This window comes from Nonomuraea sp. NPDC049607, assembly GCF_040675375.1.
Classification (GTDB): Bacteria; Actinomycetota; Actinomycetes; order Streptosporangiales; family Streptosporangiaceae; genus Nonomuraea.
The window spans coordinates 246,469-267,709 of sequence record NZ_JBFAOV010000004.1; the positions used below are offsets into that span (position 1 = coordinate 246,469).

Consider the following 21,241-nt stretch of genomic DNA (forward strand, 5'->3'; position numbering starts at 1 on the left):
GCGAACTTATCCGAGGCCGTTCTTCATGGCCGTGAGAAGTTCGGCGTTGGTGGTGTCACCGCTGAGCTCCCAGAAGAACGCGCCGCCGAGGCCCTGGCTCTTCGAGTAGCCCATCTTGCCGCCGATCGTGCTCGGCGTGTCGTAGCTCCACCACTGGTTGCCGCAGTAGGCGTACGCCGTGCCCGCGACCGTGCCGGTGGACGGGCAGCGGGTCTTGATGACCTTGTAGTCCTCGATGCCCTGCTCGTACGTGCCGGGCGCCGGGCCCGTCGCCGTGCCGCCGGGCGCGGCCTGGGTCACGCCGGTCCAGCCGCGGCCGTAGAAGCCGATGCCGAGCAGCAGCTTCGCGGCCGGGACGCCCTTGCTCTTGAGCTTCTGGATGGCGTTGTCGGTGTAGAAGCCGGGGATCGGGATCTTGTCCCAGGTGGTGAGCGGCGAGTGCGGGGCGGTCGGGCCCTGCGCGTCCCAGCCGCCGAAGAAGTCGTACGTCATGACGTTGTACCAGTCGACGTACTGGGAGGCGCCGCCGTAGTCGGCCGCGTCGATCTTGCCGCCGTCGTTGCCGTCGGCGGTGATGGCCGCGGTGACCAGGTTGTTCGCGCCGAAGCGCGAGCGCAGCGCCGACATGACGTTCTTGAACGCCGCCGCGCCGCTGGTGTCACAGGTCAGGCCGCAGGCGTTCGGGTACTCCCAGTCGATGTCGATGCCGTCGAAGACGTCGGCCCAGCGGGGGTCCTCCACCAGCTTGTAGCAGGAGTCGGCGAAGGCCGTCGGGTTCTGCGCCGCCTGGCCGAAGCCGCCGGACCAGGTCCAGCCGCCGAAGGAGAAGAGCACCTTCAGGTTGGGGTACTTCTTCTTCAGCTTGCGCAGCTGGTTGAAGTTGCCGCGCAGCGCGCCGTTGTCCCAGGTGTCGGCGACGCCGTCCACGCTCTCGCCCGCCTGGTAGAAGCGGTCGTAGTCGGCGTAGCTGTCGCCGATCGTGCACTGCCCGTTCTGCACGTTGCCGAACGCGTAGTTGATGTGGGTCAGCTTGGCCGCCGAGCCGCTGGTGTCGATGTTCTTGACGTGGTAGCCGCGCTGGTAGATGCCCCACTGGACGAAGTAGCCCAGCACCTTGTTGCCGCCACCGCCGCCGCCCGTGGTGGTCGCGGTGATCTGGTTGCTGTCGGCCGAGCGGTTGCCGGCCGCGTCACGCGCGCGCACCGTGTAGGTGTAGGACGTGTTGGCGCTGAGGCCGCTGTCGGTGTGCGAGGTGCCCGTGACGGTGGTGACGAGAGTGCCGCCGCGGTAGATCTCGTAACCGGTGACGGCCACGTTGTCGGTCGAGGCGTTCCAGGCCAGCGAGACGCTGCTGCTGCTGACGCCGGTCGAGCGCAGGTTGCCCGGCACGGTCGGCGGGGTCTTGTCGTCGCCGCCGCCGCCCGTGGTGGTGGCGGTGATCTGGTTGCTGTTGGCCGAGCGGTTGCCGGCGGCGTCACGCGCGCGCACGGTGTAGGTGTAGGCCGTGCTCGCGGTGAGGCCCGTGTCGTTGTACGTGGTGCCCGTGACGGTGGTGACGAGAGTGCCGCCGCGGTAGATCTCGTAACCGGTGACGGCCACGTTGTCGGTGGAGGCGTCCCAGGCCAGGGCCACGCTGTTGTTCGTGACGCCGGTCGAGCGCAGGTTGCCCGGCACCGACGGCGCGGTCGTGTCGCTGCCGCCGCCGCCGGAGACCTTCCACAGCGCCGCCACGTTCGGCGGCTCCCAGCCGGGCTGGGAGGTGTGCGCCTGGAGGCAGACGTAGTCCACGCCGTTGTAGGTGACGACCGTGCCCGCGGTGTACGCGGTCCACGGGGCCCAGGCCGCCGCGAAGGCCACCGTGCTGGCGGAGGCGATCGGTGGGACGGCGACGGCCGCGGTCAGGGGCAGGGCCAATGCCGCCATTCCTGCCAGGACCTTGCTCAGAATGGTGTGTTTCATGTCGCTCCGACATCCGTTGGGGGGTGTGTGGGGAGTGGGATGGGAGACTTCTGGGGAAACTATTAGGAAAGTTTCCTTTAAGTTGTGAATCGACGGTAGCCTCTGCCTGCGGGAGCGTCAATACGTATCGGTCAGGCGTCCGTAATCGTGCCGGTCAGACCCCGAATGTGCCCGTTCACGAGGGGATAACGGTTCAGGAACGGGGGCTGACGGCGGGGTGAGCCGTGGCCCAGCATGGGAGCGTGGCAGGAATCTCCGCCTGGCGGCGGACGCCCACGCGCCGCGGACCTTACGTGGTCCGCGCGGTCGCGGAGTTACGGTCCTGGCCGTCGCTGAACGTCAGCGGCACCGGGCGACAGGTCGCCTTCGCCGTACACGGAACCGAGATCCTGCGCCTGGCCGGCCGGGACGAGGTCCACGTACGGCTCACCGCCCCCGCCATCGGACGCCTGGAGCCCTATTTGCAGGCGTGCGATCAGGTCCATGCCTGCCGCGACCGCGCCTGGGTCGCCGTGCAGGTCGACGCCGAGCCCGATCTGGAATTGTTGCTGGCCCTCACGAGCGTGGCGATAAAGGCGCACGTGGCCTGAAACGATTCTTCGCGGTGCGTAGCGTTTCTCCTACGCACCGTCCGAACAATGCCCTCCATTTGCCCTGGAATTACTCGCCGGGTAGCTTGGTTGTACACAGCCGAACGGGGAGACGTCCCAGGTAGGGATGTCATTGCCGGGGAATTACCCCAGTGGGACCCGTGTTGTACAGAGTCGGCGCGGATACACCGCGTCCGGGCGTCGCAGATATACCTTCAGGCCCTTTCCTGGGCCCGGGAAGACGATGCGTCAGCCCTTTGCCTGACCAGAGACCGCTGAATCCGCCTGTGCGCGGAACCGGGGACCCATGTGTCCATCGGGGTGAATCGGCACCACGGTGCCGTAGGGCAGCTTCCCGCCCGAACCCGTCAGCTAACCCGGCAAGCGGCACGGAAGCACAAGGAGTAATCCCTCATGGCCAAGCACCGTCTTCACCGTGCCTACAAGCTCGACCTCGCCAAGATCGCCCTCGGCGCGACCGCCGTCGCCGGCGTGCTCGGCACGCACGCGGCAGTGAACGCCGACACCGTCCACGCCACCGCCGGCACCGCCGCCCAGACCGCCAAGGTCGCCGGCGTGGCCGCCGCCCAGCCGCGTGTCGCCACCGTGGCCGACAAGCGCGCCACCGACGAGAGCGCCAAGGGCAAGGTGAACGTCACCGCCGCCCAGGTCCTGGCCACCGCCCGCGCCCAGGTCGGCGTCTCCGAGGACGCCAACGGCGGCGGCACCAAGTTCCAGAAGTGGTACGCCGGCTCGCCCCGCGCCGCCGAGACCGTCGCCCGTGACGGCGGCAGCCGCCAGGACTACGTGAACGCCGCATGGTGCTCGATGTTCGTCTCCTGGGTCGGTGACCAGACCGGCGCCCGCCCGCAGGTCGGCTGGGACGCCTACACCGTCTCGCACGCCAAGTGGTTCGCCTCCAACGGCCGCTGGGGCACCGAGGCCAAGCCCGGCGCCGTCGTCTTCTTCTCCTGGAGCGGCAGCAAGAGCCTGAGCGACATCCAGCACGTCGGCTTCGTCGTCAAGGACAACGGCGACGGCACGATCTCCACGATCGAAGGCAACACCGGCAACGGCAAGGTCGAGGAGCGCGTCCGCCCGGCCTCCCAGGTCGTCGGCTACGGCTACCCGTCGTACGCCGCCTGATCTCCCTCCTGTGAAGAGCGCACTCCCTGCGGGGGGTGCGCTCTTTCGCGTGTGTGCTGGTCGACCAGGGTGGCGGCGGCCTGGGCGGCCGAGCGGGCGGCGCCGGGGTCCTCGGAGATCATCGCGGTCACGGTGGCGCCGTCGATCAGGGTGAGCAACTGCTCGGCGAGCAGGCCGGGATCGCCGGCGCCCGCCTTCTCGGCGAGCGAGCTCAGGTAGGCGCGCAGGCGTTCCTTGTGCGCGCGCACCGCCGTACGGACGGCGGCCGAACCGGCGCCCAGCTCGGCGAAGGCGTTGACGAAGCCGCAGCCGCGGAAGTCGTCCTCGGTGAACCAGCGTTCCAGCCACTCGAAGACCGCCGGGATGCGGTCGCCGGCGTCCGTCACGTACGCGGTGAGCGAGGCCGTCCAGCGTTCGTCGCGCCGCCGCAGGTACGCCACGACCAGCGCCTCCTTCGACGGGAAGCACTGGTAGAGCCGCTTCAGCGAGAGGCCGGAGGCGGCCCGGATCTCGTCCATGCCGACCGCCTGCACGCCGCGGCGGTAGAACAGGTCGCCCGCGGCGTCCAGCAGCAGCTGCTCGTGATCCATGACACTCCTCCAGGTGCTTGCGGCGGAGAACGCTCGTTCTCTACGCTATCGCACACCCCGGGAGAACGCCCGTTCTCTCGATATGAGAGGACATCACATGACACGCCCGCCCGTTCCGCCGTTCACCGAGGAGACCGCCCGGATCAAGGTCCAGGCCGCCGAGGACGCCTGGAACACCCGCGACCCCGAACGTGTCGCGCTCGCCTACACCGAGGACTCCGTGTGGCGCAACCGCGGCGAGTTCGTCACGGGCCGCGCCGAGATCGCCGCGTTCCTGCGCCGCAAGTGGGATCGGGAGCTGGACTACGCCCTGCGCAAGGAGCTCTGGGCGTTCACCGGCGACCGCATCGCCGTCCGCTTCCAGTACGAGTCCCGCGACGCCACCGGCCAGTGGTGGCGCAGCTACGGCAACGAGCAGTGGGAGTTCGACGAGTCCGGGCTGATGCGCCGCCGGGAGGCCAGCATCAACGACGTCCCCATCACGGAGGACGAACGCCGCATCTTCGGCTCCCGCCCCCTGTCCGAGCACGGAGTGGACGTCCTCGGCGTCCGGTGACCCCGCGACCGCTCCGGCATGTGACAGCCCGCCCGGAGATCAACGGGTAAGGTCGAGGAGCCGATCGTAGGAGGTCTGACATGGCGGTTCTGCTGCTGGGCACCCTCGACACCAAGGGGGAGGAGTACGCCCTCGTCCGCGATCTGATCGTCCGGGCCGGGCAGGACGTCGTCCTCATGGACACCGGCGTGATGGGCGCCTCCGCGCTGGCCGCCGACGTCCCGGCCGAGGCCGTCGCGCGGGCCGCCGGCACCGACCTCGACCGGCTCAGGAGCGCGGGGGACCGCGGCGCCGCGCTCGCGGCGATGGCGGCCGGGGCCACGGCCGTCGCCAAGGACCTGCACGCCCGCGGCGGGCTGGGCGGCGTGCTCGCGCTGGGCGGCAGCGGCGGCTCGTCCATCGCCGCCGCGGTCATGCGGGCGCTGCCCGTCGGCCTGCCCAAGCTGCTGGTGTCGACCATGGTCAGCGGCGACGTGTCCGCCTACGTCGGCGAGACCGACGTGACGCTCATGTACAGCGTCGTCGATGTCGCGGGCGTCAACTCCATCTCCCGCCGCATCCTGGCCAACGCCGCCGCCGCGATCAGCGCGATGGCCGCCTCGTACGACGCCGGCGCCGAGCCGTCCGGCGCGGACAAACCACTGGTCGCGGCCACGATGTTCGGCGTCACCACGCCCGCCGTGGACGCCGCGCGGGCCCGGCTGGAGTCCCTGGGCTACGAGGTGCTGGTCTTCCACGCCACCGGCTCGGGCGGACGCGCCATGGAGGCGCTGGCGGCGGGCGGCCACTTCGCCGGAGTGCTCGACCTGACCACCACCGAGCTGGCCGACGAGCTCGTCGGCGGCGTCCTGTCGGCCGGCCCCGACCGCCTGACCGCCGCGGGGAACGCCGGCGTCCCGCAGGTCGTCAGCCTGGGTGCGGTCGACATGGTCAACTTCGGCCCGATGGAGACCGTGCCGGACCGCTTCAGGTCACGGCAGCTCCTGGTCCACAACCCCACCGTGACGCTCATGCGCACCACCCCCGCCGAGAACGCCGAGATCGGGCGGGCGATCGGCGAGCGGCTGGCCCGCGCCTCCGGGCCCGTCACGCTGTTCGTGCCGCGCGGCGGCGTCTCGGCCGTCGACGTCGAGGGCGGGCCGTTCCACGACCCCCGGGCCGACGCGGCCTGCTTCGACGCCGTGCTCGCGGCCGTCGCCGGGAGCCCCGTCGAGGTCGTCCAGAGCGACCAGGACATCAACAGCGCGGAGTTCGCCGTGGCGGCCGCCGACCGGCTGCACCAACTGATCCAGAAGGGGGCCTGATGCATCGCGACGAGGCACTACGGAGGCTGCGCGCCCAGCGGGAGGCAGGCAAGCTGATCATCGGCGGCGGCGCCGGCACCGGGCTGTCCGCCAAATCCGCCGAGGCGGGCGGGGTCGATCTGCTCATCATCTACAACTCCGGGCGGTTCCGGATGGCCGGCCGCGGCTCGCTCGCCGGCCTGATGCCGTACGGCGACGCCAACGCGATCGTCGTGGAGATGGCGGGCGAGGTCCTGCCGGTCGTCAAGGACACGCCGGTGCTGGCCGGGGTGTGCGGGACCGACCCGTTCCGGCTGATGCCGCACTTCCTCGACGAGCTGAAGCGCATGGGCTTCACCGGCGTCCAGAACTTCCCGACGGTCGGCCTGATCGACGGCGTCTTCCGGGCGAACCTGGAGGAGACCGGCATGGGCTTCGACCTGGAGGTCGAGATGATCAAGCTGGCGGCCGAGCGCGACCTGCTCACCGCCCCCTACGTGTTCAGCCCCGAGCAGGCCACGGCCATGGCGCGGGCGGGCGCCGACATCCTCGTCCCGCACATGGGCCTGACCACCAAGGGCAGCATCGGCGCCGTCACCGCGATCAGCCTCGACGAGGCCGCCGTACGGATCCAGGAGATGCGCGACGCCGCCGTCGCCGTGAACCCCGACATCATCGTCCTGTGCCACGGCGGCCCCATCGCCGAGCCCGACGACGTACGCCACATCCAGGACAAGACGGTCGGCATCGCCGGCTTCTTCGGCGCGTCCTCGATGGAACGCCTGCCCGCCGAGCGGGCCATCGCCGAGCAGGTCCGCGCCTTCAAGCAGCTCTGACCGGGAGGAACCCGCCATGCACCGACGACCGGACGCCCTTCCCACGATGCTCTTCGACTGGGGGGCCATCAAATGGCACGTGACGCCCGACGCCGTGCCGGGCGCGTCCTCCACGTTCGGCGAGGTCATCATCAACCCGAACAAGGGGCACGAACGCCACCTCCACCCGGACTCCGACGAGGTCCTCTACGTCATCGAGGGCGAGGGGCGGCAGACCGTCGGCGACGACCCGGAGTTCCCGGTCAGGGCCGGTGAGGCGATCTACATCCCGAAGGGCACGCTGCACTCCACGTTCAACACGGGGTGGCGGCCGCTGCGGATCATCGCGACGTACACGCCGGGCGGAGCCGAAGCGGCACTCCGCGACCTCCCCGGCTTCACGGAACTCACCCCCGGCGACCACCCGACCTGGACGGCCGTCACGCCGTGAACGGCGTAGGCCGGGTGCGGAGCGCCCGGGCTGCTTGACCTCGGCTCCGGCGATGAAGCCGCCGCGGTCGAGGCACAGGTCGGCGGTCCGCAGGATGTCCTCCCGGCTGTTCGTGGCGAACGCGATGTGGTGCAGCCGGCCGCTGGAGCCGGACCGGTCGTCGGTGCAGACGAGGTCGTAGGACTTGTTCGCGAAGTGCCGCCACTGGGCCGGGATCCGGCCGCTGTCCGGCATGATCTGCTCGGTGACGCGGGCGCCGAGCGTGTCCCTGACGAACGCGCCGCCGGCCGCCGCGGGAGGCGTACTGGCCAGATGATCGTTCGGCCCCGGTATGTCGGTGGCCTCCGGTAGATTTCCGGATCTGTTGATCAAGCCCATCGAAGTTGGCTGTCGGCGTGAGCATGCCGTCGGACTGGAGGTCGAGATCTTGGACGCGGACGAAACCGCGTGGGAGCAGCGCAGCGTCGTGCGGGTGGTGCCGCCGGTCCAGCCGCGCAAGCTGGCGAAGGTGCCCTTCGTCGAGCTGGCTGACGGCAGGTTGCAGGGGGTCGTGTCGAGCGGGTCCGACATCGAGCGGGTCTACGTCTCGTCGATCGCCGCCGGCACCCATGACCTGAGTTGCAGCACCAACAACAACCGCCCGTGCGGCGCGCTGCACGGCTACGCGTGCAAGCACATCCGCATGCTGGCCGACGAGGCCGTGCTGCAGTACGGCCTCGACCGGGTGGCCCGCTACCTGCGTGTCGAGGTGCCCGAAGGCGCCGGCCTGATGAGCGCGCTGAACGGGACCCCGCAGCGGACGCCGGCGGCCGTGGTGTTCAGCCGGTTCCTGCGCCACCTGGCCTACCTGGAGGTGCCGGACAGCACCGAGCCGCTGGCCGAGCTGCACTGGTTCCCGGCGATGGGGGAGGTGCGGTGATGCTCGACGTACAGCTTGGGGAGCTGGTCGGCGACGGGCCGGCCGGGGTGGAGGAGGCGCTCGCGCTCGTCGCGGGGTTCGACGGAGCGCTCGGGCACGGGTTCGCCCGGGTCGCGGAGGAGGACGCGGCGGCGCTGGCCGCGCTGGCGGGGGCGCTCGCGGGCTCCCCGCTCGGCGACCGGCTGGCCGAGGCGGCGGAGAAGGTGACCGCGGGGTCGGTCGCCGACGAGCATCTGGCGGCGCTGGCCGGGGGGCGTGCCGCGCTGTTCGGCGCGGTGCACGACGCCCTGCTCGCCCGCCTCGACCAGGCACTGGGCCGCAGCCGCACCTCCTGGCCTTCGGCCGCCACTACTGACGCCAACACAGGGGCGGCGTCTGTCGGCGGTGCGACGGAGGTCGATGCAGGGGCGGCGTCCGGTGGTGGGGTGCCGGAGAACGTGCTGGCCGGGTGCCGGGTGTGGTTGCGGGAGCTGGCGATCACCGGTTGGCGGGGCGTCGACGACGACCTCGTCTCCGGCGGTGACCAGGTGATCGAGGCGCTGCTCGCGGTGCCCGGGTCACGCGGGCTCGCCGTCCTGCTCGACGGGCTGGCGGCCGAGCTGCGGGCGTCGTCCCCGGTGGCGACCATGGACAGGGTGCCGGTCAGGCGGTGGGCCGATCTGTGGACGCGCGGGCTGCTGCTCGCCCAGTCCGGCCCGTGGCACGGCGTGCCCGAGCCGGTGTCGGGGCGGCTGCTGATCCTCGGCGCCGACGTGCACGAGCATGCCACGGTCGTCCGCGTGCAGGTGCACGGCGTCCTGGAGGAGGCCGGGGGGCAGGCGAGGCTGGTGCGGACGAGTGTCGCGGCGGCCAAGGTCGACACCATCGTCGGGCCGTCGGTGTGGCGGCTGTTCGGCGGCCGGCCCGTGCTCATGGGCGCGCTGGCCGAGCACCGGTCCGTGGAGATCGACGGCATGCCGCTGCTGCCCGGCGGCGACCTGCTGTGGCACGACGACCGCGCCCGTACGGGGGCCGAGGCCGATCCGTTCACCACCGCGCGGGTTCAGCTCGCGGGCGCGTCGGCCCCGGCCACGCCGCCGCTCGACCGCCATCCCGTACGCATCGCCGAGCCGGTGCTGGTCGAGGGGTACACGGTCGACGGGCACGTCCTCGACCTGGGCGGCAACAAGCTCACCCTCGACCTCGACCGGCTCCCGACGAGCTGCCCGCTCACGCCGGAGCTGGTGGCCGCGTCCTCGGCGTGCATCGGGCTGGTGCGCCGCGACGGCGGCAGGTGGTTGCTGCAGCCGCTCGCCGTCCAGGCCACGGTCAAGAAGAAGCCGGTCACCGTGCACAACGGCGACTGGGCGACGGGCCCGACCGACCCCAAGGTCGTCAAGGCCGAGGCCAAGGCCGGTGACGTGGTCGCCGTGCTGCGCGAACGGGCAGGACGGCTGCTGCGGAAATGACCGAACCCACCACGAGCGCCGACGAGACCAGGCGTCAAGTGCTGTACTGGCGGCTCATGTCGCGGCTGTTCTCGGCCGACGAGCAGCCCGCGCTGGAGACGGCCAGCATGGGCATCGTCGGCGACCTGGAGCTGCCGCCCGCGCTGCTCGACCCCGGCGTGTCGGTGGACACGCTCGTCCAGCGTTTTCCCGAGCTGGGCGACGAGCTCCAGGACCTGATGGCGGACAAGGAGCACGAGGAGGGCGGCGAGGTGCGCCGCGCCGCGCTGGTCTCCAAGCTGCTGCTCAACGTGTTCTCCACCGGCACGGGCGACGTCTCGGCGGGTCAGCTGGCCCGCTGGAAGCAGGACGCCGGCTGGTTCGAGAAGGGCATGGGCTGCGAGCCCGGCGGCCTCAGGAACGGGCCGGGCAACGAGGAGCTGGCCGCCGTGCTCGCCATGATCGAGGGCGACCTCGTCAAGCGCATGCGCCTGCGCGAGGTGCTGGCGGACCCGGCCCTGGCCAGGCAGCTCACACCCAGCATGTCGCTCATCGAGCAGTTGCTGCGCGACAAGTCCAACCTGTCGGGCGTCGCGCTGGCCAACGCCAAGGCCCTCATCCGCAGGTTCGTGGACGAGGTCGCCGAGGTGCTGCGCACGCAGGTGGAGAAGACCAGCGTGGGCGTCATCGACCGGTCGGTGCCGCCGAAGCGGGTCTTCCGCAACCTCGACATCGAGCGCACGATCTGGAAGAACCTCACCAACTGGAGCCCCGAGGACCAGCGGCTCTACGTCGACCGGCTCTTCTACCGGCAGACGGCCCGCCGCACCACCCCGGCCCGGCTGATCGTGGTCGTCGACCAGTCGGGCTCGATGGTCGACGCGATGGTCAACTGCACCATCCTGGCCTCGATCTTCGCCGGCCTGCCCAAGGTCGACGTGCACCTCGTCGCGTACGACACCCGCGCTCTCGACCTGACGCCGTGGGTGAACGACCCGTTCGAGGTGCTGCTGCGCACGACGCTCGGCGGCGGCACCGACGGCACGGCCGCGATGGCCCTGGCCAGACCGAAGATCGCCGATCCGCGCAACACGGTGATGGTGTGGATCTCCGACTTCTACGACAACCGCTCGCTGATCAACGACTTCGGGTCGATCCACCGGTCGGGGGTCAAGTTCATCCCCGTCGGCTCGGTCAACAGCTCCGGCTACCAGAGCGTCGATCCGTGGTACCGCCAGAAACTCAAGGACCTGGGCACCCCCGTGCTCTCCGGCCATGTCCGCAAGCTCGTCTTCGAGCTCAAGAACTTCCTCACCTAGGAGAACCCCCGACCATGAGTGACATGCTGCGCGCCCCCGCAGAGGTGAAGTACGCCGACGAGCTCGACTGGCTGGAGTCGGTCGACGACGGCCCCAAGCCGTTCTCGTGGCGGCTCAGCCCGCGCATGATCCGCATCTTCATCCTCGGCTCCGAGCGCTCCGACGGGCTCGACCGCGAGATCCCGCAGAAGTGGTTCGGTGACCGCAGCTTCGTCGAGCGCAGCATCGTGACGCTGGCCTCCGACCGCGGCCTGCTGCTGATCGGCGACCCGGGCACGGGCAAGAGCTGGCTGGCCGAGCTGCTGTCCGCGGCGATCAGCCGCAACTCCACGCTGGTCGTGCAGGGCACCGCGGGCACCACCGAGGACCACATCAAGTACTCGTGGAACGTCTCGATGGTCATCGCCAAGGGCCAGTCGCGCGAGTCGATGATCCCCTCGCCGATCATGAACGCCATGGAGCAGGGCGTGATCGGCCGCTTCGAGGAGCTGACCCGTTCGACCAGCGACGTCCAGGACGCGCTGATCTCGATCCTGTCGGAGAAGTACGTCTCCATCCCCGAGCTCGACGACGACAACATCGTCTTCGCCCAGCCCGGCTTCTCGATCATCGCCACCGCCAACAGCCGCGACCGGGGCGTCAACGACCTGTCCTCCGCGCTCAAGCGCCGCTTCAACTTCGTCCGCATCCCGGTGGTGACGAACAAGAAGAGCGAGGCGGAGATCGTCCGCTTCCGTACCGAGGAGCTGCTGCGCAGGCATCAGATCGAGCTGGACCTGCCGCCCACGCTGCTGGACATCCTGCTGCAGAGCTTCGCCGACCTGCGGGCCGCGGCCGCCTCGGCGACCAGCGACGACGAGAAGCTGGAGTCCGCGCTGTCCACGGCCGAGCAGATCGGCGTGCTGGAGGACGCGATCCTGCACAGCCACTTCTTCGGCGACCGCACGCTGCGCCCCGACACGCTCGCCGGTTCGCTGGTCGGCTCGCTGGCCCGGCGCAGCCCGGAAGACCTGGCCATCCTCAACAAGTACTGGCACGGTGTCGTCGAGCCGCGCAGCAAGAAGGACGGCGGCCCGTGGCAGGACTTCCTCGAGGGCGGCCGCCAGGCCATCTCCACCCTGTCATGAGCCTCTTCCAACCGCTGAAGGAGCAGCTCAGCGAGGCCGCCTCGGCCTTCGCGGGCGACGGCGCGGTGTCGTCCATCCTCACCGGCATGCTGGAGGACGTCGACCGGGCGCTGCGCGAGGAGCTGGAGATCTTCCCGGTCTGTCACCATTCGCCGGCCTCGGCGCTGGCCATGGTGCGCCGCCTGCGGGAGAAGCAGCCGAAGGTCATCTACCTGGAGCTCTGCGAAGACCTGACGCCGCTGCTGACCGAGCTGCGCAACTGCCGGCTGCCGGTGGCGCTCCAGGCGTTCGCGACCGAGCTGGACGGCTTCCCCAAGGGTTCGGGGCCGCTGAGCGTGGTGGCCCCGATCACCGAGGCGTCGGCCGAGTACCAGGCCATCTCGTACGCGCTGGAGACCCCGGGCGTCGAGCTGGTGCTGGTCGACCGCTCGTCCGACCACGTCTTCCAGTGGCTGCCGCAGGAGCGGGAGGAGCCGGCGAAACCGGGGGAGGAGGCCGGCCTGCACGGCGACGCCGTCGGCGTGGAGATCGGCGACCTGCGCCCCCGCTTCGCCGAGCTGGAGGAGCACCTGCTCCACCACGGCAAGGTGCGTCACTGGTCGGAATGGTGGGACCAGTACGTCGAGCAGCCGCTCTCCGGCGCCGACTACGACACCTACCGCCAGGTCATGGTCCTCATCGGCAGCCTGTTCCGCCGGTTGCGCCCCGACGACGACCGGCTGGCCGGCGACGAGGAGCGCGAGCGCTACATGTGGACCAGGATGCGCGAGCACCTGTCCACCTCGGGCGCCGACCCGGCCGACTGCCTGTACGTCTGCGGAGCCTTCCACGCCGCCAGCCGCGTCGAGCAGTTCGGTCTGGCCGCCACGGCCCCGTACGAGATCGGCCCGCGTACCGCGACCCGCTGGCTGTACGGCCTGATCCCCTCCAGCCACTCGGCCATCGAGGCGCAGTTCGGGCTGGCCTCGGGGTCGGTCTCGATCGCCGCCGCGACCTGGGCCAAGGCGGTGACGCGGAGCAAGCTGACCCCGTTCCAGCTCAGCGGGCAGAAGGGGGCCAGGAAACGGCCGGTCAAGCTGCCCGCGCCGACCGCGCCGGCGCAGGTCACCGACCGGCTGACCGGGTTCCTGTCCAGGCCGCCCGCGCTCGACGCGCTCGACGAGGCCGAGCTGCTGGGCTGGAGCGTGGACATCGTCCGGCTGGCCCGGCGCAACGGCTACCTCGCCAGCACCGCCGACGCCATCGCGGTGTTCGAGACGTCGATCCTGCTCGCCGGCATGCGCAACCGGGCCAGGCCGACGCCGTACGACTTCCAGGACGCGGCGGTCACCTGCATCGAGAAGGACGTCGTGCCGGGCCGGCGCGACGTGCGGCGCCTGTGCGAGATCCTGCTCGGCGGCGACCGCATCGGCTCGGTCGGCTATGACGCGCTGCCACCGCTGGCCCAGAACGTCTACGACCGGCTGCGGCCGCTCGGCGTCGACTTCGACAAGCGCACGATCCAGCGGGCGCTGCTCGACCTGCACTCCGATCCGGAGCTGCGGCCCTGCTCCGACCTGCTGTGGATGCTGCGCTTCCTGCTGCCCGGCGACGCGGCGCGGCCGATCATGGGCGAGCGCCGGCTCGGCGAGCGGTCGATCCAGGAGAGCTGGGACCTCGCGCTCGGGCGCAACCAGCGGGCCATCATCGAGCTCGGCTACGAGGGCGTCACCATCGAGCAGGTGGTCGAACAGCGGCTGCGGCGCATGGTCTGGGAGCCGGACGCCACCGCCGCCGTGGCGCTGGCCGCCGTCGAGGACGCCATCCTCTACCTGGGCGGCGGGCGCATCGCCGACGAGCTGGGCGCGCGGGCGGTCGAGCTGCTCGCCGCCGAGCGCGGCGTCGACGACGCGCCCGACGTGCTGCGCCGCATCCGCCGCCTGCTGGCCTACTACCGCACCGCCGAGCCCACGCTGCCGGCGTGGTGCGAGGCGTTCGTGACCGAGGGGTACGCGCACTACTGCACCCTGCTCCCGACCGCGTTCGTCGAGGACGACACCGGCGTGCGGCAGGTGTCGGCGATGCTCGGGTTCCTGTTCACGATGGAGGGGCTGGCGCTGGCGCTGGGCTGCGACCGGGCGCAGCTGGAGATCGCGGTGCGGCAGTCGCATCCGGAGGCGCCGGCCAAGGTGGCGCTGCTGTGGGCCGCCCAGCACCTGCTGGGGCTGCTGCCGCTGGCCGAGCTGCGGTCGCGGTGCGACGAGCTGCTGGGCAACCCGCTGGTCATCCCGTCGTTCCCGCAGTACATCACCGGGTTCGTCCAGGCGATGGAGCCGGCTCCGGCGCTGTCCGGGTTCGTGGTCGAGGTGATCTCCAAGGCGTTCGGACGGCTGCCCGACCACGTGTTGCTGCCGTGGCTGCCGAAGCTGATCACGACGCTGCGGGATCAGGCGGGGGAGCTGATGCCGGTCCTCGTCCGAGAGGCCGGGCGCACGTTCCCGGGCAGCCTGACGGCGGTGGACGCCTGGACGCCGCCCTGGGCCCGTACGGCGGCGCCCGCGCCGAAGGCGGTCCCGGCGGTCGCGTCGGGGCCGGTCGCGGAGCTGCTGGCGGGGCACCCGGTGGCCTGCGACGCGGTGGCCGGGCTGCTGGGCTGCGGGGGCGGCTGGCAGGCTGCCACCCCCGCCACCGGCTCCCAGCACCGAGAGGTGGAAACCCTGCTCACCGACCACCCCACCACGGCCACCGCCCTGGCAGCACTGCTGGTGTGAGCGAGCCACCCTGCCCCGAGCCGCTGCTCTGGGTGGGGCACCACCGCCCTGGGCGCAACCGCGCCCGCGGACGCTCAGGGCGGGGTGGGTGTTCTTCGGTCGGGATCAGTGGTTGAAGGGGATGGTGCGGCCGGGGTGGACGGCGTCGGGTTTGTAGGTGGCCCGGTCGATGGTGAGGCCCTTCGGGTCCACCAGGAGGATCGTGTCGCCCTGGTTCCGCAGCTGCCCGCGACCGCCCACCACGACCTGCACCACGCCCCCGCCCGCGACCGTCCCCGTCAGCTCCTCGCGCCCGCCCCCCGAGTCCGCCAGCGCCCATCCGGCCAGGTCCACGGCCCGGCTGGTGACGTTGAGCAGGGTGACGGTCTCGTGCCCCCGGTCGCCGCCCAGCGGGTCGGGCAGCGCGGCCACGATGAGCACGTCCCCGGTGGACGGCGGGTGCGGTTCGACGGTGGCGCCGGGCGGCGCCGGGTCGGGGCTGATGACGAAGTCCTCCGGCCAGGCCGTGAGCTGGATCTGGGTGCCCGAGGCCCGGATCACGTCGTGCAGGTTGCCGTGTTCGAGCTGGTCCAGCAGGAAGACCGCGTCGTCCCGGTTGACGGGGTCGGCCCGGAGCCAGGCGTCGAAGCCGTCGAGGTCGGCCGCCCCGGTCGCGAGGTAGGGCACCAGCCTGCGGAACAGCTTGGGCCACATGACCAGCCCGGTGAGCGCGTCCAGGGAGCCGACCTCGGCGGGCCCGTCGGGGTCGGCGGCCGAGCGCGGCCAGATGCCGGTGGGCGACGCCTGCGCCCTGGCCGCACGCGACACCCCGGCCAGGTGCGCGCGCAGCGTCGCGGGCAGCGTGGCGTAGAAGGCCGGGTACGTCAGCCCGGTGGCCAGCAGCCTGGCGTTCGCGGACGTGTCCACCAGCGCCTCGTCGAGGAACACGGCCAGCCCGTCGGGCCCGGGGTGCTCGCCGGGGAACGCGAAGCCGATCAACCGCCCGTTGGCGTCGATGCCGTTGCTGAGGACGTGCCCGCGCAGCTCGTCCTGGTCGGCGGAGCGGACCTTGTTGGGCAGGTCGTCGAAGAAGCGCACGTTCGTGAAGCCGAGCAGGCGCAGCAGCTCGTCGCGGGCGGCGTTCGCACCGGTCAGCTCCTGGTGGGTGTCCTGGAAGTGGGTCTCCAGCGCGTCGATGGCCTCCAGACGGACGGAGATGCCGCGCGCGCTGAGCACCGGCGGCCGTCCGGACGGCCGGGCCAGCCCTTCGACCAGGGCGGGCGTGTCCGGCCTGAACTTGATCGTGTCGCCGTCGGGCTCGGGGCCCTGCCGGGGAAGGTCCGGGTAACGAATCACGAAGCTGCCGCGCAAAAGTGTGTAGCTCATTGGGTTCCCCCCAAAGATGGCCATCACCGCCGTATCGGCCACCGGGAGCGTAACTCCGCGCACTCCTCGGCGTCCACGTCCCACGCCGGGCCGGGATCGGCCCGGCGTGGGACGTGCCGGATCAGGCGGCGCCGAACCGGGGGATCGGCAGGTCCTCGGTGGCGACGTGCACGATGTGCGACTCGGTGTAGACGTCGATGCTGTGCCTGCCGCCCTCACGGCCCACGCCGCTGGCCTTCACCCCGCCGAACGGCGTACGCAGGTCGCGCACGTTCTGGGAGTTGACCCAGACCATGCCCGCCTCGATCGACTGGGCCAGCCGGTGCGTCCGGCGCAGGTCGTTGGTCCACAGGTAGGCCGCCAAGCCGTACCGGGTCGCGTTGGCCAGCTCCACCGCCTCCGTCTCGGTGGAGAAGGGCGTCACGCAGACGACCGGTCCGAAGATCTCCTCCTGGAAGATCCGCATGTGCGGGGCCACGTCGGCGAACACCGTCGCGGACAGGAAGTTGCCCGACGTCAGGTGCTCGGGCCGGGAACCGCCGGCCACCAGGCGGGCGCCCTCGCCCGAGCCGATCGCGACGTACTCCATGACGCGCTCGTAGTGCTCGGGGTGGATGAGCGCGCCCAGCTCGGTGGCCGGGTCGTCGGGCGCGCCCACGCGCACCCGCGCGGCCCGCTCGGCCAGCCGCGTCACGAACTCCTCGTAGACGGTGTCCTGGACGAGCACCCGCGAGCTGGCCGTGCAACGCTCGCCGTTCAGCGAGAACACGCCGAAAACGGCCGCGTCGAGCGCCCGCTCCAGGTCGGCGTCCTCGAAGACGAGCAGCGGCGACTTGCCGCCCAGCTCCATCGACAACGTCTTCAGCGACGACGCGGCGTTGCGCATGATGGTCTGCCCGGTGCCGCTCTCGCCGGTGAAGGAGATCACCGGGACGTCGGGGTGGGCGACCAGCGCCGCGCCGGCGTCCTCGCCGATGCCGTGGACCAGGTTGAACACGCCCTCGGGCAGCCCGGCCTCCTCCATGATCTGCGGCAGCAGGCTCGCCGACGCCGGGGACCATTCGGCGGGTTTGAGCACGACCGGGCATCCGGCGGCCAGCGCGGGGGCCAGCTTCCAGGTCTCCAGCATGAACGGCGTGTTCCACGGCGTGATCAGCCCCGCCACGCCGACCGGCTTGCGCACGACGTAGTTGAGCTGCGCGGAGCCGACGCGGTAGACGTCCTCGCCCATCGTGGTGATCACGTCGGCGAAGAAGCGGAAGTTGTGCGCGGCGCGCCGGGCCTGGCCGCGGGCCTGCGTGATCGGCAGGCCGGTGTCCCGGCACTCCAGGGCTGCGATCTCGTCGTCCCTGGACTCGATGGCCGCCGCGACCGCGCGCAGGGTCCCGGCCCGCTGCTCGGCGGGCATCGTGCTCCACGGGCCGTCGGTGAACGCCTTCTGGGCGGCGGCCACGGCCGCGTCCACGTCGGCCGCGCCGCCCGCGGACACCTCCAGGTACGGCTCGTTCGTGGTCGGGTCGAGCGCGGTGAAGGTCGCACCGGACTGGCTCGGGACGTGCCGGCCGCCGATGTAGTGCTCCAGTTTCATCAGGCGACTCCCTCGCTCTGTGCCAGTAGCTCGTTGATCCGGGCGATGCCGGGTTCGGTGGGGGTGATCAGGGGCGCCCGTACGTGACCGGAGGCGATCAGGCCGCGCTGCTCCAGCACCCACTTGGCGGGGGCCGGGTTCGTCTCCACGAACAGCAGCTCGACCAGCGGGTGCAGCGAGTAGTGCAGGTCCAGCGCGGTCGCGTGGTCGCCGGACGTGTACGCCTCGTACATGCGGGCCACGGTCTTCGGCGCGAGGTTGGCCGCCGCGCTGACGAAGCCGACGCCGCCGATGGCCAGCAGCGGCAGGCAGAGCAGCTCGATGCCGGACCACATGAGGAAGTCGCGCCCGCACAGGTTGAGCACGTGCGAGAAGTGCTCGAAGTCCTTGGTGGTCTCCTTGATGCCGACGATGTTGTCGTGGTCGCGGCGCAGCCTGGCCACGGTGGCGGGGGCGATGTCGACGGCGGTGCGGGAGGGCACGTTGTAGATGACGATCGGCAGCGCGGGGAACTCGGCGGCGACCGTGGCGTACCAGCGGTAGAGGGCTTCCTGGGTGGGACGGGCGTAGTAGGGCGTGATGACCAGGGCGGCGTCGGCGCCCAGGCGCTCGGCCTCGGCGGTCAGCCGCAGGGTCTCGTCGAGCTTGGCCGACCCGGTGCCGGGCAGGAACGGCACCCGGTCGGCGGTCTCCTCGGCCACCACGGCCATCGCCGCGACGCGCTCCTCGACGGACTGGGCGCCGGGCTCGCCGGTGGACCCGCCGGTCGAGATGCCGTGCGAGCCCTGGTCGAGCTGCCAGCGCACCAGCGAGCGCAGCGAGCCGAGATCCAGCGACCCGTCGGCGGCGAACGGCGTCACCACGGGGGCGATGGATCCGCGGACGGTCGACGGATCGGAGCGGAACTTCATGGGGTTCTCCTTCTCGGGGGGTCAGCGCTGCTGCTCGTACGCCTCGCGCCAGGCGCCCTTCAGCGGGTAGAGGCCGTCGATCGAGGCTCCCTCGGAGACGCGATCGAGGATGAAGCGCTCCTCGTCCTCCTGCCGGGCGGCGTCCCCGGCGACCTCGGCGACCAGCGCGGGCGGGATGACGACGACGCCTTCGGCGTCGCCCACCAGCACGTCGCCGGGGCACACCAGCACGCCGCCGCAGTCCACCGGCACCTGGGAGTCCATCGGGACGTGGCGGCGGCCGAGCACGGCGGCGTGCGCGGCGCCGTAGTAGGAGGGCAGGTCGAGGGAGGCGAAGGAGGGGCTGTCGCGCAGCCCGCCGTCGGTGACGACGCCGGCGGCGCCCCGGCGCAGGGCGCGCATGGCCAGGATGTCGCCCAGCGTGCCGGCGCCGTGCTCGCCCCGGGCGGAGATCACCAGCACCTCGCCGGGCTGGAGCTCCTCGACGGTGCGCTTCTGGGCGTTCATGCCGCCGCCGCGCTCGGCGAAGACGTCCTCGCGCAGCGGCAGGTAGCGCAGGGTGCGTGCGACGCCGACCATGCGCAGGTCGGGGCGGGCGGGGCGGACGCCCTCGATGAAGTGGTGGTCGATGCCGCGCGAACGGAGCTGGGAGGAGAGCGTCGCGGTCGAGACCGACCGCAGCGCGGCGACGATCTCCGGGGTCAGGGGGCCGGGCGCGGGGTGCGCGGCGCCGTACGCGGCGGCCCGGGTCGCGTCGGTGACCTTGGGCTGGACGCCGTACGCCGCCGGTGGTCCCTGGCCCGCGACGACCTCGTTGCGCAGCCGGGCCGTGCCCTCCAGCTCGACCTCCACCACGTCCCCGGGCTGCACGACGGTCGAGCCCGCCGGGGTGCCGGCCAGGATCAGGTCGCCGGGTTCCAGCGTCATGTACCGGGACAGGTCGGCGATCAGCAGGTCGAAGCCGAACAGCAGCTCGTCGGTGCACGCCTCCTGGGCCGGCTCGCCGTTGACGTACGTGCGCAGCCACAACCGCCCCGGGTCGGCGCCGGTGAGCAGTTCCGAGCCGACCGGGGTGAACCCGTCCTGGCCCTTGGCCCGCAGGTTGGAACCGAGGTCGGCGTGCTTGAAGTCGTAGACGCCGAAGTCGTTCGCCGCCACGTACCCGGCCACGTGCTCCAGCGCGCGCTCGGGGGATACGCGGTGGGCGCGGCTGCCGATCAGCACGCCGATCTCGCCCTCGAACGCCAGCAGCTCGCATCCGTCCGGACGCACCACGGGCCGGCCGGACCAGGACAGGGACGTCGGCGGCTTGAGGAAGTAGGAGGGGACGGCAGGGACGCGACCGCGCTCGGCGGCCCGGCCGCGGTAGTTCAGATGGACCGCGATGATCTTCCCCGGTGACAGGCCAAGAGGGTGTCCCACCTCGTCTCCTTCCAAATCATATACGACATCGTTTATGTTATGACATGTGGAACAATATCGACAAACCCCCTCAGATGCCTACATGATGCTCATCACGTCATCAGTGGAGAGGAGAGTGCGGATGATGGTTCAGACCGCCCAAGCGGGCCGGCGGGTGGCGTGATGGGCGAGATCGTGCTCGCCGCGAAGATCACGCACGTGCCGTCGATCTGGCTGTCGATCCAGCCCGGCAAACACTTCGGCATCCGCAGGCCCGCCGAGCTCGCCCTCGCCGAGGTCGGCAGGCGGGCACGCGAGCGCGGCGCGGACACGTTCCTGATCGCCGACACCCACTGGATGAACAGCATCGGCTTCCACCTCAACGGCAAGCCGCGCCACCGGGCCACGTACGTCAGCCATGAGTTGCCGCACTTCATCCACGACCTCGCCTACGACTACGCGGGCGACCCGGAGCTGGCCGAGCTGATCCGCGAGGAGATCGTCGCGGGCGGCCAGAAGGCCCGCGTGCACACCTACCAGGACCTGGGCCTGGAGTACGCCACGCTGGTGCCGATGTACTTCATGAACCAGGACGCCGGCATCCGGGTCCTGCCCATCGGCTGCAACATCTACTCGACCGTCGAGGAGAACCGGCGGATCGGCGAGGCCCTGCTGCGCGCCGTGCGGCGCGGTGACCGGAAGGTCGCCTTCCTGGCCAGCGGGTCGCTCTCGCACGCCTTCCCGCCCAACGAGATCGCCGAGTCGCTGCTCGACGACGTGAGCAGCGAGCTGAACCGCAACGTCGACCACGCGGTGCTGGAGATGTGGGGCGAAGGGCGCATCCCGGAGTTCCTCGACATGCTGCCCGACTACAACGAGCGTTGCACCGGCGAAGGGGCCATGGCCGACACCGCCATGCTGTTCGGGCTGCTGGGCTGGCGCGAGTACACCGGACGGGGCGAGCAGCTCTGCCCGTACTTCGGCAGCAGCGGCACCGGCCAGGTGGTCGTCGACTTCCCCGTGCCCGCCCACCACACGACATGA

18 protein-coding genes and 1 riboswitch are annotated in these 21,241 nt (G+C 71.2%); of the genes, 12 read left to right on the plus strand and 6 right to left on the minus strand.

The genetic code is table 11. The features are described 5' to 3' along the window. Positions 1-6: 6 nt before the first annotated feature. Positions 7-1,959 (minus strand): glycosyl hydrolase family 18 protein, encoded by a 1,953-nt coding sequence (locus AB0J97_RS11085; protein ID WP_364087053.1) that lies wholly within the window; start codon positions 1,957-1,959, stop codon positions 7-9. Positions 1,960-2,201: 242 nt separating this feature from the next. Here AB0J97_RS11085 and AB0J97_RS11090 point away from each other — a divergent pair, with 242 nt between their 5' ends. Together AB0J97_RS11090 and AB0J97_RS11095 are read left to right on the plus strand one after the other, a co-directional pair. After that, the gene (locus AB0J97_RS11090; RefSeq protein WP_364087055.1) at positions 2,202-2,549 is read left to right on the plus strand and encodes a luciferase family protein; all 348 of its coding nucleotides are present in this window, start codon (positions 2,202-2,204) and stop codon (positions 2,547-2,549) included. A gap of 263 nt (positions 2,550-2,812) precedes the next feature. Next, positions 2,813-2,950: riboswitch (cyclic di-AMP (ydaO/yuaA leader) on the plus strand. Between the two features lie 13 nt (positions 2,951-2,963). Continuing rightward, complete coding sequence (locus AB0J97_RS11095; protein ID WP_357693755.1) at positions 2,964-3,695, plus strand: CHAP domain-containing protein; 732 nt, start codon at positions 2,964-2,966, stop codon at positions 3,693-3,695. Here the strand turns inward: AB0J97_RS11095 and AB0J97_RS11100 are convergent. Then, on the minus strand, positions 3,674-4,285 hold the full coding sequence (locus AB0J97_RS11100; protein ID WP_364087058.1) for a TetR/AcrR family transcriptional regulator: 612 nt from the start codon (positions 4,283-4,285) through the stop codon (positions 3,674-3,676). The two genes, AB0J97_RS11095 and AB0J97_RS11100, sit on opposite strands and share 22 nt — an antisense overlap. A gap of 97 nt (positions 4,286-4,382) precedes the next feature. On the opposite strand from AB0J97_RS11100, the gene AB0J97_RS11105 reads away from it, so the two are divergent. From AB0J97_RS11105 to AB0J97_RS11145, 9 genes are all read left to right on the plus strand, one after another. Beyond that, entirely contained in the window at positions 4,383-4,841 is a 459-nt protein-coding gene (locus AB0J97_RS11105; protein ID WP_357693751.1) for a nuclear transport factor 2 family protein, read from the plus strand. A gap of 80 nt (positions 4,842-4,921) precedes the next feature. Then, complete coding sequence (locus tag AB0J97_RS11110; RefSeq protein ID WP_364087060.1) at positions 4,922-6,145, plus strand: Tm-1-like ATP-binding domain-containing protein; 1,224 nt, start codon at positions 4,922-4,924, stop codon at positions 6,143-6,145. After that, positions 6,145-6,960 carry a phosphoenolpyruvate hydrolase family protein gene (locus tag AB0J97_RS11115; protein WP_364087063.1) on the plus strand — a complete coding sequence of 272 codons (816 nt, stop codon included), beginning with the start codon at positions 6,145-6,147 and terminating at the stop codon, positions 6,958-6,960. The genes AB0J97_RS11110 and AB0J97_RS11115 overlap by 1 nt, the downstream gene beginning before the upstream one ends. A 16-nt stretch (positions 6,961-6,976) precedes the next feature. Beyond that, positions 6,977-7,390, plus strand: a complete 414-nt coding sequence (locus AB0J97_RS11120; protein ID WP_357693746.1) for a cupin domain-containing protein — start codon at positions 6,977-6,979, stop codon at positions 7,388-7,390. Positions 7,391-7,817: 427 nt separating this feature from the next. Continuing rightward, a complete protein-coding gene (locus AB0J97_RS11125; protein WP_364087065.1) occupies positions 7,818-8,309 on the plus strand; it encodes a hypothetical protein in 492 nt (163 codons plus the stop codon). Then, positions 8,309-9,757: a hypothetical protein gene (locus AB0J97_RS11130; protein ID WP_364087067.1), complete on the plus strand. Its 1,449-nt coding sequence runs from the start codon at positions 8,309-8,311 to the stop codon at positions 9,755-9,757. Before AB0J97_RS11125 ends, AB0J97_RS11130 begins: the two co-directional genes overlap by 1 nt. Further along, a complete protein-coding gene (locus AB0J97_RS11135) occupies positions 9,754-11,055 on the plus strand; it encodes a VWA domain-containing protein (RefSeq protein WP_364087069.1) in 1,302 nt (433 codons plus the stop codon). Before AB0J97_RS11130 ends, AB0J97_RS11135 begins: the two co-directional genes overlap by 4 nt. Before the next feature lie 14 nt (positions 11,056-11,069). Then, the gene (locus tag AB0J97_RS11140) at positions 11,070-12,182 is read left to right on the plus strand and encodes an AAA family ATPase (RefSeq protein WP_357693738.1); all 1,113 of its coding nucleotides are present in this window, start codon (positions 11,070-11,072) and stop codon (positions 12,180-12,182) included. Further along, positions 12,179-14,932, plus strand: coding sequence for a DUF5682 family protein (locus tag AB0J97_RS11145; RefSeq protein ID WP_364087071.1), 2,754 nt, complete (start codon positions 12,179-12,181; stop codon positions 14,930-14,932). Before AB0J97_RS11140 ends, AB0J97_RS11145 begins: the two co-directional genes overlap by 4 nt. A 105-nt stretch (positions 14,933-15,037) precedes the next feature. On the opposite strand, the gene AB0J97_RS11150 is transcribed toward AB0J97_RS11145, so the two are convergent. The 4 genes from AB0J97_RS11150 to AB0J97_RS11165 all read right to left on the minus strand — a co-directional run bounded on the left by AB0J97_RS11150 (position 15,038) and on the right by AB0J97_RS11165 (position 20,218). Continuing rightward, positions 15,038-16,297, minus strand: coding sequence for a lamin tail domain-containing protein (locus tag AB0J97_RS11150; RefSeq protein ID WP_364087073.1), 1,260 nt, complete (start codon positions 16,295-16,297; stop codon positions 15,038-15,040). A gap of 121 nt (positions 16,298-16,418) precedes the next feature. Further along, entirely contained in the window at positions 16,419-17,885 is a 1,467-nt protein-coding gene (gene hpaE / locus AB0J97_RS11155; protein WP_357693732.1) for a 5-carboxymethyl-2-hydroxymuconate semialdehyde dehydrogenase, read from the minus strand. Then, positions 17,885-18,796 carry a 4-hydroxy-tetrahydrodipicolinate synthase gene (dapA, locus tag AB0J97_RS11160; RefSeq protein WP_364087076.1) on the minus strand — a complete coding sequence of 304 codons (912 nt, stop codon included), beginning with the start codon at positions 18,794-18,796 and terminating at the stop codon, positions 17,885-17,887. The genes hpaE and dapA overlap by 1 nt, the downstream gene beginning before the upstream one ends. A 21-nt stretch (positions 18,797-18,817) precedes the next feature. Further along, positions 18,818-20,218, minus strand: coding sequence for a fumarylacetoacetate hydrolase family protein (locus AB0J97_RS11165; protein WP_364087078.1), 1,401 nt, complete (start codon positions 20,216-20,218; stop codon positions 18,818-18,820). Between the two features lie 162 nt (positions 20,219-20,380). On the opposite strand from AB0J97_RS11165, the gene hpaD reads away from it, so the two are divergent. Beyond that, the gene (gene hpaD / locus AB0J97_RS11170; RefSeq protein ID WP_364087080.1) at positions 20,381-21,241 is read left to right on the plus strand and encodes a 3,4-dihydroxyphenylacetate 2,3-dioxygenase; all 861 of its coding nucleotides are present in this window, start codon (positions 20,381-20,383) and stop codon (positions 21,239-21,241) included.